At 65.5% G+C, this 15075-nt stretch carries 13 protein-coding genes; 8 read left to right on the forward strand and 5 right to left on the reverse strand.

Translation table 11 applies throughout. The features are described from left to right. From VGQ94_01025 to VGQ94_01035, 3 genes are all read right to left on the reverse strand, one after another. A complete protein-coding gene (locus VGQ94_01025; GenBank protein ID HEV2021089.1) occupies positions 1-1179 on the reverse strand; it encodes an acetyl-CoA C-acyltransferase in 1179 nt (392 codons plus the stop codon). Between the two features lie 12 nt (positions 1180-1191). Next, the gene (locus VGQ94_01030; protein ID HEV2021090.1) at positions 1192-1440 is read right to left on the reverse strand and encodes a hypothetical protein; all 249 of its coding nucleotides are present in this window, start codon (positions 1438-1440) and stop codon (positions 1192-1194) included. Between the two features lie 81 nt (positions 1441-1521). Beyond that, positions 1522-4014 carry a 3-hydroxyacyl-CoA dehydrogenase NAD-binding domain-containing protein gene (locus VGQ94_01035; GenBank protein ID HEV2021091.1) on the reverse strand — a complete coding sequence of 831 codons (2493 nt, stop codon included), beginning with the start codon at positions 4012-4014 and terminating at the stop codon, positions 1522-1524. 471 nt (positions 4015-4485) lie between these two features. Here VGQ94_01035 and VGQ94_01040 point away from each other — a divergent pair, with 471 nt between their 5' ends. From VGQ94_01040 to VGQ94_01060, 5 genes are all read left to right on the forward strand, one after another. Beyond that, a complete protein-coding gene (locus VGQ94_01040; protein HEV2021092.1) occupies positions 4486-5115 on the forward strand; it encodes a GAF domain-containing protein in 630 nt (209 codons plus the stop codon). Beyond that, the gene (locus VGQ94_01045) at positions 5112-5963 is read left to right on the forward strand and encodes a transketolase (GenBank protein ID HEV2021093.1); all 852 of its coding nucleotides are present in this window, start codon (positions 5112-5114) and stop codon (positions 5961-5963) included. The genes VGQ94_01040 and VGQ94_01045 overlap by 4 nt, the downstream gene beginning before the upstream one ends. 103 nt (positions 5964-6066) lie before the next feature. Beyond that, complete coding sequence (locus VGQ94_01050) at positions 6067-7032, forward strand: transketolase C-terminal domain-containing protein (GenBank protein ID HEV2021094.1); 966 nt, start codon at positions 6067-6069, stop codon at positions 7030-7032. Between the two features lie 8 nt (positions 7033-7040). Continuing rightward, complete coding sequence (locus VGQ94_01055) at positions 7041-7625, forward strand: phosphoglycerate mutase family protein (GenBank protein HEV2021095.1); 585 nt, start codon at positions 7041-7043, stop codon at positions 7623-7625. Between the two features lie 84 nt (positions 7626-7709). Further along, entirely contained in the window at positions 7710-8849 is a 1140-nt protein-coding gene (locus VGQ94_01060) for a heparan-alpha-glucosaminide N-acetyltransferase domain-containing protein (protein ID HEV2021096.1), read from the forward strand. Between the two features lie 64 nt (positions 8850-8913). On the opposite strand, the gene VGQ94_01065 is transcribed toward VGQ94_01060, so the two are convergent. Continuing rightward, a complete protein-coding gene (locus VGQ94_01065; protein HEV2021097.1) occupies positions 8914-10221 on the reverse strand; it encodes an MFS transporter in 1308 nt (435 codons plus the stop codon). Positions 10222-10399: 178 nt separating this feature from the next. Here VGQ94_01065 and VGQ94_01070 point away from each other — a divergent pair, with 178 nt between their 5' ends. The 3 genes from VGQ94_01070 (at position 10400) to VGQ94_01080 (ending at position 13384) form a co-directional block, all read left to right on the forward strand. Next, positions 10400-12562 carry a M28 family metallopeptidase gene (locus VGQ94_01070; protein ID HEV2021098.1) on the forward strand — a complete coding sequence of 721 codons (2163 nt, stop codon included), beginning with the start codon at positions 10400-10402 and terminating at the stop codon, positions 12560-12562. 30 nt (positions 12563-12592) lie between these two features. Continuing rightward, positions 12593-12784, forward strand: coding sequence for a hypothetical protein (locus tag VGQ94_01075; protein HEV2021099.1), 192 nt, complete (start codon positions 12593-12595; stop codon positions 12782-12784). Positions 12785-12865: 81 nt separating this feature from the next. Then, positions 12866-13384, forward strand: coding sequence for a cupin domain-containing protein (locus tag VGQ94_01080; GenBank protein HEV2021100.1), 519 nt, complete (start codon positions 12866-12868; stop codon positions 13382-13384). Positions 13385-13453: 69 nt separating this feature from the next. Here VGQ94_01080 and thiC read toward each other — a convergent pair whose 3' ends face one another. After that, positions 13454-14914 (reverse strand): phosphomethylpyrimidine synthase ThiC, encoded by a 1461-nt coding sequence (gene thiC / locus VGQ94_01085; protein ID HEV2021101.1) that lies wholly within the window; start codon positions 14912-14914, stop codon positions 13454-13456. Between the last annotated feature and the right edge of the window lie 161 nt (positions 14915-15075).

A 15075-nucleotide genomic window follows, 5' to 3' on the forward strand; every position in this document is an offset into this window, starting at 1 on the left:
TTAATTCAGATTCTCAAAGATCCCTGCCGCGCCCATGCCTCCGCCCACGCACATGGTCACCAGCCCGTAGCGCCCCTTGCGCCGCTTCAGTTCGCGGATGATGGTTGCCGTCAGCTTCGCCCCCGTGCAGCCCAGCGGATGCCCCAGCGCCACCGCGCCGCCGTTCGGATTCACCCGCGCGGGGTCAAGCCCGCCGGCTTTGATCACCGAGAGCGCCTGCGCCGCGAAGGCTTCGTTCAGCTCGATGACGTCCATATCCGCCAGCTTCAGCCCCGCCAGCTTCAGCGCCTTGGGAATGGCGTACACCGGCCCTACACCCATCTCTTCCGGCTTGTATCCGGCGGTAGCAAAGGAGACATAGCGCGCCAGCGGCGTGATGCCCAGTTCCTTGGCCCGGGAAGCCGACATCACAATCGCTACCGCTGCGCCATCGGACATCTGCGAGGAATTGCCGGCCGTGACGGTGCCGTGCGCATGGAAGGCCGCCCTCAGCGCTCCCAGCGCTTCGAGTGAAGTGTCCGCGCGCGGCCCTTCATCCACCTTGAAGGTGATCTCGATGCGCTTGGGCTTCGCCCCGTTGGGCGTGGTGAAGCTGACCGGAACCGGCACAACCTCATCGTCAAAGCGTCCGGCGGCTATCGCCGCCAAAGCCTTCTTGTGGCTCTGGAGCGAAAACTCGTCCGCCATCTCGCGCGTGATGCCGTACTTCACCGCCAGGCGCTCGGCGGTCAGCCCCATCGAGAGATACGAATCGGGATAATGTTCGATCAGCCAGGGATTGGCCGAAACCTTGTTCCCGCCCATGGGGATCATGCTCATGGACTCCGTGCCCCCGGCAACGATGACCTCCGCGCCTCCCGCCATGATCCTCTCCGCCGCCAGCGCGATCGCCTGCAAGCCCGAAGAGCAGAAGCGGTTGATGGTCATGGCCGAGGCTTCGACCGGCAGTCCGGCGCGCAGGGAAGCGATGCGCGCCACGTTCATCCCCTGCTCGGCCTCGGGCATGGCGCAGCCCAGGATGACGTCCTCGATCTCTTTCGTGTCGAGCTGCGGCATGCGAGCCAGCGCGCCCTTGATGGCCGTCGCCGCCAGGTCGTCCGGCCGCGTCGCCCGCAGTGTGCCTTTGAAGGCCTTGCCCACCGCGGTCCGCACCGAACTTACAATCACTACTTCTCTCATAACTCCCTCGTGCTACGGCTCTCGCTGCAATATCGGCTGCGCGTCCTTCAGCAGCCTGCCCAGCTCCAGCTCCATCTGCGTGGCGCTCGAGAAGTACGCCATCGCCCGCCCGCACTGGCTGCACACGATCGAACCCTCGAACCCGCCATAGCTTCCCGTCTGGGTTCCCGGCGCCGAGCAGTCCGGACACACCAGCTCGGCCGGCATCAGCTTCCCGCCCTCCAGCTTGGCCGCCACTTTCAGCATTCGCACCGTGCTCATCGCTTCACCTTCCCTCAAGGATTGTCATTCCGAGCCCGCCGGGCGGGCGAGGAATCTTCGGTTCGGCCAATTCTGCAATCTTCAATTCCGCAGCGGCTTTCCTGTCTTCAGCGTGTACTGGATCCGCTCCTGCGTCTTCTTCTCCCCGCACAGCGACTTGAAGCCCTCGCGCTCCAGGTCGAGGATGTACTGCTCGCTCACCGGCGTGCCTGGGGTGATCGCGCCGCCGCAGAGCACCTCGGCGACCTTGGTTCCGATCTTCACCTCGTGGTCGCTGATGAACTCTCCCTGGCGCAGCAGATGGACGCCCAGCTTCAAGGTCGCCAGGATATTCTCCCCCGGCGCGGGGATATTGTCGCGCGGGACGGGCGCGACGTATCCTGCGCGCGCCAGCTCCAGCGCCCGCGCTTTCGCGTCCGTCAGCACCCGCTCCCGATTCATGGTGATGCGGTCCTGCTCGCTCAGGAAGCCCAGCCCGCGCGCTTCGTACGCCGAGGTCGAGACCTTGGCCATGGCGATGGTCTCAAACGCGCGCTTCATCGCCTCCATCAACTCGACTCCCTCGCCGCGTCCATCCGGGCGGATGTGCGCCGCGCTATCCACCGCCCGCAGCAGCATCTCTTTGCAGCCGCCGCCGCCCGGCAGCAGGCCCACGCCCACCTCCACCAGTCCCATGTACAGTTCGACGTGCGGCTGGCGCGCCGGCGCGTGCAGCGAAACCTCGGTGCCCCCGCCCAGCGTCATCCCGAAGGGCGCGGCCACCACCGGCTTGGACGAGAACTTCACCGCCTGGGTCATGGCCTGGAACTGCCGGATGGCCAGGTCCACGTCGTCCCACTCTTCTTCCTGGACGGTCATCAGCAGCAGCATGAGGTTGGCGCCGACGGAAAAGTTCTGCGCGTCGTTGGTGATGACGAAAGCGTCGAAGCCGTCGCCCGGTCCGCCCGGCTGGAGCGAGCGCGTCACCAGCTCCACAATGTCGCCGCCCAGCGAGTTCATCTTCGAGTGGAATTCCAGGCACGCGACGCCGTCGTCCAGGTCCACCAGCGACGCCCCGGCATTCTTTTTCACAACCTTCGCGCCGCTCTTTTTCGCGACCGTGACCGACCACACGCCCTCGGGCGCCGCCACCGGCTTGTAGCCGGGGCACGCCAGGTCGAAGTACGAGCGCCCGGAAGGCACATCGGGATGGTCCTGATACCAGCCCTTGGCGCCGCTCGCCAGCAGTTTTTCGGCGTTGGCCGCCAGCGGGCGGCCTTCCATCTTCATGCGCGCGACCGTCGCCTCGACTCCGGCGGCGTCCCACAACTCGAAGGGCCCCATCTCCCAGTTAAAGCCCAGTCGCATGGCGCGGTCGATCTCCACCACCGAGCCCGCGATCTCCCCGATGCGGTTGGCCGAGTAGGTCCACAGGTCCGCCAGCGCCGACCACACGAACTTCGCGGCCTTGTCTTTTTCCGCGTCGCCCGAGAGCAGCATGCGCAGCCGCTCCTCGGTGCCTTCGACGTTCTTGGCCATCTCCAGCGCCGCAAACTTGGCCTTCTGCTGCGGACGGTACTCCAGCGTCTTCCAGTCCAGGCCCATCCGCTCGTCGCCTTTGGGACCCTTCTGCTTCTTGTAGAAGCCGCCCTTGGTCTTGTCGCCCAGCCACTTGCGCTCCAGCATCTTCTGGAAAAACTCGGGGACGGCCAGCTCCGAGCGCTCGTCGTGCACGTTTTCCTTCAGGTTCCCGACCACGTGGGCCAGGATGTCGAGCCCTACCAGGTCCATGGTCCGGAAGGTGGCTGAGCGCGGCCAGCCCACCGCCGTGCCGGTGAGCGCGTCCACTTCTTCGATCGAGAGGTCCAGCTCCTGCATCAGCCGCATCACGTTCAGCACGGAGAACGTCCCAATGCGGTTGGCGATGAAGTTGGGCGTGTCGCGCGCCACCACGATGCCCTTGCCCAGCAGCACGTCCGAGAAGTGCTCGACCGCGGCCATGGCGCCCGCGTCGCTCTCCCCAGTGGGGATGATCTCCAGCAGCCGCATGTAGCGCGGCGGATTGAAGAAGTGCGTGCCGAACCAGTGCCGCCGAAAGTCGTCGGAGAATCCCTCGGCGATCTTGGATACCGGCAGCCCGCTGGTGTTGGTGGTGACGATGGTCCCCGGCCGCCGCGCCGCTTCCACCTTCTTGAGCAGCGCGCGCTTGATCTCGAGGTTCTCGGCCACGGCTTCGATGATCCAATCGGCCTGGGCGACCAGCTTCATGTCGTCGTCGAAGTTGCCGATGGTGATAAGCCGCGAAAGGGAAGCCTCGCAGAACGCCGCGGGCTTCGACTTCTTCGCCGCCTCCAAACCAGCGGCGGCAATCTTGTTCCTTTCCTCGCGTGTGGAAGCGGGCGACACCGGGGTCCCCGGCGCGCCCGCCTTTGGCGCGTTGGGGTGGGAGTCGCCCGCCTTCGTTGGCGGCACCATATCCAGCAGGAAGCAGGGTACCCCGGCGTTGGCCAGGTGAGCGGCGATGCGCGCGCCCATGGTGCCCGCGCCCAGCACCGCGACGCGCCGGATGGGCTTCAGTTGATGCGATCGCTCCACGTTGCGAATGGTATCAGTCTGGCGGGTCGGGGAAGAGGATTTTGCAGCGCCGGAAGAGGGAACCGCAGAGTCGGTGGAGATCATGAAATGCTCCCAACCGCGCGCCCAGGGGAAAAGCAGCGGCGCGCGCCGACTTCTATGATTGAGTACATACTACTGAATGAGCCATCATTCAGTCAAGAGGAATCTGCGACTCCGGCGCAGCCGGCTGGAGCCCATGTGGCACAGCCGTCTTCGGCTGGGGGAAGCGGCACGGACCATGTGGCAGCCGCCCTCGGTTGTGGGAAGCGGCACAGCCCGTGTGGCACAGCCGTCCTCGGCTGTGTGCCTTTACGGTCTCCTGCCTGCTCCTTGCCTCCGTGTCTCCGTGGTGACGTTGTACGCGGGGTTTTCCTCAGCCCCTGCGTTGACCGCCCTTTCCGCCCCGGTTACACTAAAGCCGTTCCCAGAAAATCCTCCTGAGGCCTGAGCGTGAAACGCATTCGCTCTCCCCGCGAAGTGCTAGCCGCCCTCGACCTGGTGCTAGCCGCAAAGGCCGGTCCGGTGAAGGATGGCTCCCCGCTGGACCAGGCGGTGGAGATCCTCTACCGCCAGCGCCACTATTTCTGGGTGGGCATCTATCTGGTCGCCGGCGACCGCGCCATGCGCCAGGCCTTCCGCGGCCCGGTGCCGCCCTGTCACAGCTTCGCCCTGGGCAAAGGCAACGTGGGCACCGTGGGCGAGAGCGGCTTCCTGAAGGTCATCCCCGACGTCTCCGCCGACCCCACCTACAGCATGTGCTTCCTGGAGACCAAATCGGAAATCGTCGTTCCAATCAAGATCGTTGGACGCATCCTGGGAGTGATTGACGTGGAGAGCGACCGCCCGGACGCCTTCGGTCCCCTCGACCGCATCCTGCTGAAGAACGTGGCCGCCCGCCTGGCGCGCTTCCTCACTTCCACGGGGAAGCGATACGTGCGCAAGGCGAAGGAAGCGGCGGCGGCGGAAGCCGAACCCGTTGCCCAAGCCGAGCGCGGACATCCTCCCGCTTCCGAAAAGCCCGCAGCCGCTTCGGTGCAAGCTCCACGGCGCGCCGTCGCAGGAGACCACGTCCGCCCATGACCGCGCCGGCGGTTTCCTCCCAGCCCAGCATCACCGAGCTGAAGCGCATCGCTCGCGGCCTGCGCATCGACATCGTCAAGATGATCGGCGCCGCCGGCAGCGGACATCCCGGCGGCTCGCTCTCCGAGGTCGAGCTGCTGACCGCGCTCTACTTCCGCGTCCTGCGCCACGACCCCAAGGATCCCACCTGGGCCGACCGCGACCGCTTCGTCCTCAGCAAGGGACACGGCTGCCCGGCGCTCTACGCCGTCTACGCCGCCGCCGGCTACCTCGATCCCGCGCTGCTGCCCACGCTGCGCAAGCTGGGCTCCCCGCTCCAGGGACACCCGGACAAGCGCATGCTGCCCATCCTCGAAGCCTCCACCGGTTCGCTCGGCCAGGGCATCTCCATCGGCATCGGCATGGCGCTCGGCGCGCGCCTCGATTCCCGCGACTCCCACATCTTCGTCCTGGTCGGCGACGGCGAACTCCAGGAGGGCCAGAACTGGGAGGCCGCCATGTTCGCTCCCTTCCACAAGCTCTCCAACCTCACCGTCATCGTGGACAACAACAAGCAGCAGCTCGACGACTGGACCAACAAGATCCTCGACCTCTCCCCGCTCAAGGACAAGTGGGCGGCCTTCGGCTGGAACGTCCGCGAGATCGACGGCCACGACTTCGAGCAGGTGATCCCCGCGCTCCAGGAGGCCCGCGCCAACTCCACCGAGAAGCCCACGGTCATCCTCGCCAACACGGTGAAGGGCAAGGGCGTGTCCTTCATGGAGAACAACATCAAGTGGCACGGCGTCGCCCCCAAGCCGGAAGAGGTCGAGGCTGCGGTCAAGGAACTGGAGGCTCAAGCAGTATGATCAGTCCCGTCCCGCAGGGACGGCATGAGAGTAGCCCGGCACGTCAGTGCCGGGGTCACTGAGGCGTGATGGATCCAGTTCCGTTAGGGACGACTGAAAACCAATGAAAGCCGCCACCACCAAACTCGAGCTCAAGATGGGCAAGGCCACGCGCGAGGCCTACGGCGAAGCCCTGGCCGAGCTCGGCCGCTCCAACCCCAACATCATTGCTCTCGACGCCGACCTGGCCAAGTCCACCTTCAGCGCCACCTTCGGCAAGGAGTTTCCCGACCGCTTCTTCACCGTGGGCATCGCCGAGGCCAACATGGTGGGCATCGCCGGCGGCCTGGCGCTCTCCGGCAAGATCCCCTTCGCCTCCTCCTTCGCCGTCTTCCTTTGCGACAAGGGATACGACCAGTTGCGCATGTCCGTCGCCTATCCCGGGGTGAACGCCAAGTTCTGTGGCTCGCACGGCGGCATCTCCATCGGCGAGGACGGCCCCAGCCAGCAGTCGGTCGAGGACCTGGCGCTCATGTGCGCCCTCCCCGGCTTCGTCGTCATCCATCCCGCCGACGAATTCGCCGCCCGTGCCCTCGTCCACCGCATGGCCGAGCACGTGGGGCCCTGCTACATGCGCACCGGCCGCGCCAAGGCGCCCATCCTCTACGGGCCCAACGACACGTTTGAGATCGGCAAAGCCAAGGTCCACGGCTCCGGGCGCGACGTGGCCATCGTCGCCTGCGGCTTCGAGGTCGGCTACGCCCTCCAGGCCCAGGCCCAGCTCGAGGAAGAGGGCATCGCCGCCCGCGTCGTCGACATGCACACCCTGAAGCCGCTGGATAAAGGAGCCGTCGCCCAAGCCGCGCGCGAGTGCGGCGCCCTGGTCACCGCCGAGGAGCACTTGCTCGACGGCGGCCTCGGCTCGCGCGTCGCCGCCGCCGCTGCACGCTCCTGCCCCGTGCCCATTGAGTTTGTCGGCATCCAGAACACCTATGCCGAGTCCGGCACGCCCGACCAGTTAATGGAAAAATACGGCCTCACCGCGCCTCACATCGTCCAGGCGGTGAGGACGGTTCTGAAACGAAAGTGAGATGTCGTATGCGCACCCGAATGGTTTCCCTCTGCCTGGCGTTGTTCGCCCTGGCGATTCTCCCCTTATGCGCCGCTCAGCAGGCCATCATCCTGGTCCGCCACGCGGAAAAGATCGGCGACGACATGAACGGCAAGGACGTCCCACTCTCCAAGGCGGGGCAGGAGCGCGCCCGCCTGCTGGCCGAGATGCTCAAAGATTCTGGCATCACCGTCATCTACGCCAGCGACACCGTCCGCACCCGCGCCACCGCCCAGCCCCTCGCCAAAGAACTGCGGCTGCCGATCAAGAACCTCGACCAGCGCGACCCGGAGGCCGCGATCAGGCGGCTGAGGAAGGAGAACCCCAATGACGTGGTTCTGATCGTCGGCCACGCTGACACTCTCCCCGGGCTGCTGCAGGCGCTGGGCTACCGCCGGGAGGTCAGGATCCATTCCAACGAGTACACCAATCTGTTCGTGGTGCTTCCCAGGGCCGGCAAGGCGCCCGCGGTCATCCGCGTCGGTTACGGGGAGGACAAAAACGAGACCGACGCCCGCCGGAAGCATCCGCCCTCGCCTCGCTCCAAGTCGTCGCCTCCCGGCGCGCCTTGAGGCGGCAGGGACCGAGCCTGATTTTCGGGCCAATCTGAAATCTTCAATCTACAATGTGCAATCGTCGGCTCCTCCGGCGCTGCCATGACTGCCTCCGCTCCCTCCCGCCTCGCCTACATTGACTGGATGCGCGGCCTGGCGTGCCTGCTCATGTTCCAGACGCACGCCTATGACGCCTGGCTCACCCCCGAGGCCCGCAAGACCCAATTCTTCATGTATTCCCAGGGTCTCGGGACCTTTCCCGGGCCGCTCTTCCTGTTTCTTGCCGGCATTTCTTCGGCGCTGGTGGTGGACCGCCTGCGCCAGAAGGGCGTCGCCGCCAACGACATCGCCCGCGCCACCATGAGCCGCGGCCTCGAGATCTGGGGCCTGGGCATGGCCTTCCGCCTGCAGGAGTATCTGATCGCTTTCCCCTGGGCGCCGTGGAGCAATCTGTTCCGCGTGGACATCCTCAACATTCTGGGGCTGGCCATGATCCTGATGGGCGCGGTCGCGCGCCTGGCCGCTGGAGGGAAGGGATCGAGCGCTGCCCGCGCCCGCTGGCTCACCCTCGCCGCCGCCATCACGGTCGCACTCGCCATCGCCCTGCTCACTCCGCCGCTCTGGACCACCTGGCGCCTGCGCTTCCTCCCCTGGCCGCTCGAGTCGTACATCAACGGCGTTGACGTCTTCGACCAGCCCCATCCAGGCCTCTTTCCCATCTTCCCCTGGGTCGGGTTTGCCTTTGCCGGGTTGGCCATGGGCCTGGCGCTGTTCAGCGATTGGGCGCGCCGGCATGAAGGCGCCGCGCTGGCGCTCCTCGGCGTGGGCGGCGCGGCGCTCTTTCAGTCCGCCCGCTGGCTCGAAGCCCAGCCCATCCAGCTTTACGCCGTCCACAACTTCTGGCTCACCAGTCCCAACTTCTTCCTGATGCGCGTCGGACTCTTGCTGGGGATCCTGTGGGGAAGCTACGCCTGGTGCCGCTGGGGGTTGGCGACCAAGGGCTTCAGCCCGGTCATCCAACTCGGCCAAACCTCATTGCTGGTCTACTGGGTACACATTGAGTTGGTCTACGGCCGCGTTTCCATCCTCCCCCAACACACGCAGAGCATCCGCGGCGCCTCCCTCGGCCTGGCCACCATCACCCTGGCCATGCTAGTGCTCTCGGTGATCAAGACCCGCATTCTCCCGCGGCTGAGTTGGTGGCCCGGCTCCAAGCGCCCGATTGGTTCAAAAGCTTCCTGAAGCTGGAATCGCCCAAGTCAATCTGCAATCTGTAATCTGAAATTTGCAATTGTCGATTGTCAATTCAATCCAGCCTCCTCAACTCCGGCCTGGTGAAATACAGGAACAGGCTGGTCACCAGCGCCAGCGCGCACATCCCAGCGATGGCGTGGGGCGCGGTGACCGCGCCTGCCAGCGACCCGGCGATCAGGCTGCCCACGGGCGCGAATCCCAGGAACGCGGTAGCGTACATGCTCATCACCCGCCCGCGCATCTCATCGCTCGAAAGGTGTTGCAAGAGCGCGTTGACGGTGGCCACCATCAGCACCATGGAGTACCCGATCACCATCAGCAGCGCCGAGGAGAGCGCGAACGAGCGCGAGAAGCAGAACGCGATGATGGCCACGAAGAACACCACCCCTGCGCTCACCACGAATCTTCCGCGCCGCTTCACCCGGCCAAGGTACGCGATGGTTCCGGCGCCCAGGAATGCGCCTAGCCCGGAGAAGGCCATCAGCAATCCCAGCCCGGTCTCGCGTACGTGCAGGATGTCGCGCGCGAACAGCGGGATGAACATCAGGTAGGGGATGCCGAAGGTCGAGGCCAGCCCCACCAGCGTGATCAGGGTCATCATCTCCTGCCGCTCATACACGTAGCGGAATCCGTCGGCCAGCTTCTGCCACATCGTGGCCGAGCCGTCATCCGGCTCCGGCGGCGGATAGTGGATCTTCCGCAGCGCGAAGATCACCGCCAGGAAGCTCACCCCGTTCAGGAAAAAGTTTCCCGCCACGCCCAGCCCGGCCATGGCGAATCCGCCCAGCGTGGGCCCCACGATGCGCGAGAAGTTGAACTGCGCCGAGTTCAGCGCGATGGCGTTGTTCAGGTCCTCTTTGGGGACCAGCTGCGGCACCAGCGCCTGGTAGCTGGGCACGTTCAGCGACATGGCCATGCCCGTCGCGAAGGCCAGCAGCACGATCTCCGGCACGTTGATGACCTTGGCCCAGGTCAGTCCGGCCAGGGCGAAGGCGAACAGCATCATGGCCGCCTGGGTGCGCACCATCAGCTGCCGCCGGTCCACGCGATCGGCGATCACCCCGCCCAGCAGCGTGAACACCAGCATGGGCGCCGAGGCCGCGAAGCCCACCACGCCCAGCCAGAAAGCGGAGTTCGAAAGCTCCAGCACCAGCCAACCCTGGGCCACGTTCTGCATCCACGTCCCAATGTTGGAGAGCATGTTGCCCGCCCAGAAGTAGCGGAAGTCGTGGTGACGCAGCGCGCGCAGGACGCGTGGCATTTCCACCGCCGCCGGGGCCACCTGCGCCGCGATGGTCTCTTCGGCGCACACGCCCTGCAGCGCCCCCTTGGCGTCGTTTGCGGCAGAGGAGTCGCTCACACCTTCGTTCGGTTCCGGCGCGCGGATGGGTGCTGGGCTTTCGGGATTCAATGGGAAGGGATCAGCGGCGCAAACTGTGCCAGAAGTCCTTGAATAGTGTAAATTGTTCTGCCTTCCCGGTTCAGGCGCTGCCTCGCACCCGCTTGCCCGGGTTATGTTGCGGAATAGAGGAGCAGCGATGAAACGAAGAGCGGTGTTGGCGTGGTTGGTAGCGGCATCGGTCCTGACTCTGTGCGCGCAGACCGCGATGCCGCCGCCGGCGCAGGCGGCCGCGCCCTCTATCCCCGGTTTCTTCGACCCCGCCGCCGAAGCCGCGCTCGAAAGACAGTTCCTCGCCGTCCCCGACCCCAAGCTCGCCGAGGAGCACCTGCGCATCCTCACCGCCGAGCCTCACATCGCGGGCTCCCCTGAAGATCGCAAGACCGCCGAGTATGTCGCTAAAAAGTACCGGGAAGCCGGCCTGGAGACCGAGATCGTCGAGTACAAGGTGTGGTTCAACTATCCCGCCGAGATCTCCGTGGACGTCCTCTATCCCAAGATGCTGCGCACCCACCTGCCCACGCCCGAGCACGTCGAAGGTGATCCCTACCAGGACGACCCGCGCGTGGTCACCGCCTACAACGGCTTCTCGCCCTCGGGTGAGGCCGAGGCCGACTTGGTCTACGCTAACTTCGGACGTCCCGAGGACTTCAAGAAGCTGGAAGAGCTGAAAGTGGACGTGAAGGGCAAGATCGTCATCGTCCGCTACGGCTCGAACTTCCGCGGAGTGAAGAGCTACGTGGCGCAGCAGCACGGCGCCGCCGGAGTCATCATCTACTCCGATCCCATCGACGACGGCTACTTCAAGGGCGACAAATACCCGCAGGGCCCCTGGCGCCCCGACTCCGGCGTGCAGCGCGGCTCCATCCTTTATATGTTCAAGTATCCCGGCGACCCTACCACTCCGGGCGTGGCCTCGGTGCCGTCGCTTCCTGACAGCCAGCGCGTTCCGCCGGAGAAGGCCGAGAGTCTCTCCAAGGTGCCGACCACGCCGCTCTCCTACGGCGACGCCCGCTCACTGCTCGAGAACCTGGGCGGGCCGCAGTCGCCGCGCGACTGGCAGGGCGCGCTGCCCTTCACCTATCACATCGGGCCCGGCCCGGTGCGCGTCCGCATGCGCCTCAAGCAGGACTACGCCTACCGCACCATCTGGAACGTCATCGGCAAGATCAAGGGCAGGGAACTGCCGGAGCAGTGGGTGATCGCCGGCAACCATCGCGACGCCTGGGTGTACGGCGCCGTAGATCCCAACAGCGGCACCACCTCGCAACTGGAAGCCGTCCACGGTCTGGGCGAACTGCTGCGCTCCGGCTGGCGCCCGCGCCGCACCATCGTCATCTGCAGTTGGGACGCCGAGGAGCAGGGCCTGATCGGCTCCACCGAGTGGGTTGAAGAGCACGCGCAGGAACTCTCCAACGCCGTCGCCTACTTCAATCTGGATGTCGCCGTAGCCGGGCCTTCTTTCGGCGCCTCCTCCGTCCCCAGCCTCAAGCAATTCATTCGCGACGTCACCAAGGCCGTCCCCAGCGCCAAAGGCGGCATGCTCTACGACGTCTGGAAGCAAGAGAAGGAGAACGAGGCGGCCAAGGCCAGTCCCATGGATCTGAGCGGCCGCCGCGCGCCCAACGCCAGTCCCAAGGCCGATGTCTCCGTCGGCGACCTGGGCTCGGGCTCCGACTACACCAGCTTCCTGCAGCACCAAGGCGTGCCCTCCGCCGACATGGGCTCCAGCGGCAACTATGGCGTCTATCACTCCGTCTTCGACAATTTCCAGTGGTACAAGAAATTCGCCGACCCCGACTTCCTCTACTCCCAGGAGATTTCCCGCGTCTATGGCCTGGAAGTGCTGCGCATGTCCGAGGCCGACGTCCTGCCCTATGACTACGAGACCTACGGCAAGGAGATCAGCGAGTATCTGGAAGCCGCGCAGAAGAAGTCCGGCACCGCCTTCGGCGACCAGTCGCCCGCCTTCCAGCTGGCGCAGGTGTCAGCGGAGCGCTTTACGCTGGCGGGCACGGCCATCGCCGCCGCCCAGCGCGATCCCGCATCCGACCGCGCCCAGCTCAACCGTCTGCTCTCCCAGACCGAGCGCGCCCTGCTGCTGCCCAACGGCCTTCCCAACCGCCCCTGGTTCCGCCACTCCGTCTACGCTCCGGGGGAATATACCGGCTATGCGGCCGTGGTCATCCCCGGCGTGAACGAGGCCATTGACGCCGGCGACCGCCCGCGCGCTACTGCCGAACTCCTCCACCTCACCGAGGCCCTCAATCGCGCAGCTGCCCTGCTGGAGAGCTACCACTGACGCTCCCGGCTGTGGTAACTTTTGTCTCCTATGTCTCCCCGCTTGCAGGCACAACTTGGGAGCGTGATTGCCGCCGGCGGAGTCGTTTGGACCATCGCCATCGCCAGCCAGCAACTGGGAGTCGCAGGGATCGTGCTTCCCTCCGGCCCTCTCGAGGTTTGCGCCGTCGGCATCCTCATCTGGCTGCACGGCAAATGGCGTGGCTCGGTCCGAAGGGTTTGACCGCAGCGATATGCTCGGTGATAGAAACGCCCGGCAGGACGTCTGGCCGTCGTGCGATTCAACTTCAGGGAAAGGGACCCCATGACTCGTAAAATCCTTGGGCTGCTCTCCGCTTCAGTTTTTCTCGCGCTTGCCGCCATCGGTTTCGCCGCCCAGGGCAAACCCGCCGCCGGCAAGCCCGGCGCCGCTCATGCCGCGCCGGCCATGATCGTCTGGACCTCCGACCAGGGCGAGTGGATCCCCATCCCCGGCATCGCCGCCAAGATGAAGGTGGTGCGGGCGGACCCCGGCAAGGCCCCCACCGACCTCTACATCTGGCAGCCCGCGGGCACGGATACGCCCCTGCACTGGCACTCCTCCGACGAGCGCATCTACACGGTAAGCGGCGACCAGGTCTATCGCATGTGGAAGGGGACGTTCGGCGCGGCCCTGCACCCCGGTGCCTTCGTCCTGGTTCCGGCGCGCATGATCCACCAGGCTCGCTGCATGGGCAAACAGGACTGCACCGTGCTCATCCACACCACCCTGCCCTTCGACGTCAATATCGTGGACGAGAACGGCAAGCCGATCCCTTCGCCCAAACCCGCCGCCAAGAAGTAGAGACGCAGCATGCTGCGTCTCTCGTTCGGTGGGAGAGCGGGCGACCGAAGAAGCGCCAGCCCCGGGGACCTACTTCGCCGTCAGCTTGGTGATCAGTTGCGAGTGGTCCTTCTTCTCCAGCCCATGCACCTGCTTGTTGTACTCGTCCACCTTGGACGAGTAGTTCATGGAGCAGAATTTCGGGCCGCACATCGAGCAATACGCCGCGCCCTTGTAGTAGTCGTCGGGCAGGGTTTCGTCGTGCATGGCGCGCGCCGTCTCCGGATCGAGCGAGAGCTCGAACTGCTTGTTCCAGTCGAAGGTGTAGCGCGCATGGCTCAGGGCGTCGTCGCGGTCGCGCGCACCCGGACGGTGCCGCGCGATGTCGGCCGCGTGCGCCGCGATCTTGTACGCCAGGATGCCGTCCTTCACGTCCTTCTCGTTGGGCAGTCCCAGGTGCTCCTTGGGGGTGACGTAACACAGCATCGCCGCCCCGTGCCACCCGATCATCGCCGCTCCGATGGCCGAGGTGATGTGGTCGTAGCCCGGTGCGATGTCGGTCACCAGCGGCCCCAGCGTGTAGAACGGAGCCTCGTAGCACCACTGTTTTTCCAGCTCCACCTGCTCCTGGATCTTGTCCAACGGGATGTGTCCCGGGCCCTCGATCATCACCTGCACATCGTGCTCCCAGGCTTTCTTCGTCAGCTCGCCCAGCGTGCGCAACTCGGCGAACTGGGCTTCGTCGGAGGCGTCGGCCACGCAGCCCGGCCGCAGCCCGTCGCCCAGCGAGTACGAGACGTCATGCTTCTTGAGGATCTTGGTGATGTCGTCGAAGCACTCGTAGAGGAAGTTCTGTTTGTGGTGGTGCGCCATCCACTGTCCCAGGATGGCTCCGCCGCGGCTCACGATCCCGGTGATGCGCTTCGCCACCAGCGGCAGGTACTGGATCAGCACTCCGGCGTGGATGGTCATGTAGTCCACGCCCTGCTCCGCCTGCTCCTCGATCACTTCCAGCATCAGCTCGGCCGTCAGGTCCTCCACCCGCTTCACCCGCTGCACCGCCTCGTAGATGGGCACGGTCCCGATGGGAACGGGCGAGTGCCGCAGGATGGCCTCACGGATGCGGTGGATGTCGCCTCCGGTTGAAAGGTCCATCACCGTGTCCGCGCCGAAGTGCACGGCGGTATGCAGCTTCTTCAGCTCTTCCTCGATGTTCGAGCTGACCGCCGAGTTCCCGATATTGGCATTGATCTTGCACAGCGAGGCCACGCCGATGGCCATGGGTTCCAGCGCCGGATGGTTTACGTTCGCGGGGATGATCATCCGCCCGCGCGCTACTTCGTCGCGGATCAGCTCCGCCGGCAGCTTCTCCCGCTGCGCCACGTATTCCATCTCCTCGGTGGTGACGCCGCGCCGCCCCAGGTGCATTTGCGACAGGTTGCCGTCGCCCGTACGCGCCGCTTCCTCCCGCCGCTTGCGGATCCACTCCACGCGCGGCTGCGCCACGCCTTCCGCTGTCGCTACGTTGCCGTTCTTGCCTTCAGTCGCCATACGGGTTCATGACCTCACCGAGTGCAACGCTTGATTATACGCCGCGAGCAAAAAGCAGCTCCTGGTGGCCGGCTTTGTTCTTATGAATCAAGGCTTATAGGCCCAGCCGTGGGTAGCGCTTCGGGTCGGCCCACAAAAGGGCGATTCGATGTTTTGCGCTA

The organism is Terriglobales bacterium (assembly GCA_035937135.1).
Classification (GTDB): domain Bacteria; phylum Acidobacteriota; class Terriglobia; order Terriglobales; family Acidobacteriaceae; genus DASYVL01.

Bases quoted from the DNA above. Each gene is read 5' to 3' on its own strand.
- VGQ94_01025 (HEV2021089.1), bottom strand. From the start codon at position 1,179: ATGAGAGAAGTAGTGATTGTAAGTTCGGTGCGGACCGCGGTGGGCAAG.
- VGQ94_01030 (HEV2021090.1), bottom strand. From the start codon at position 1,440: ATGAGCACGGTGCGAATGCTGAAAGTGGCGGCCAAGCTGGAGGGCGGG.
- VGQ94_01045 (HEV2021093.1), top strand. From the start codon at position 5,112: ATGACCGCGCCGGCGGTTTCCTCCCAGCCCAGCATCACCGAGCTGAAG.
- VGQ94_01050 (HEV2021094.1), top strand. From the start codon at position 6,067: ATGAAAGCCGCCACCACCAAACTCGAGCTCAAGATGGGCAAGGCCACG.
- VGQ94_01055 (HEV2021095.1), top strand. From the start codon at position 7,041: ATGCGCACCCGAATGGTTTCCCTCTGCCTGGCGTTGTTCGCCCTGGCG.
- VGQ94_01060 (HEV2021096.1), top strand. From the start codon at position 7,710: ATGACTGCCTCCGCTCCCTCCCGCCTCGCCTACATTGACTGGATGCGC.
- VGQ94_01070 (HEV2021098.1), top strand. From the start codon at position 10,400: ATGAAACGAAGAGCGGTGTTGGCGTGGTTGGTAGCGGCATCGGTCCTG.
- VGQ94_01075 (HEV2021099.1), top strand. From the start codon at position 12,593: ATGTCTCCCCGCTTGCAGGCACAACTTGGGAGCGTGATTGCCGCCGGC.
- VGQ94_01080 (HEV2021100.1), top strand. From the start codon at position 12,866: ATGACTCGTAAAATCCTTGGGCTGCTCTCCGCTTCAGTTTTTCTCGCG.
- thiC (HEV2021101.1), bottom strand. From the start codon at position 14,914: ATGGCGACTGAAGGCAAGAACGGCAACGTAGCGACAGCGGAAGGCGTG.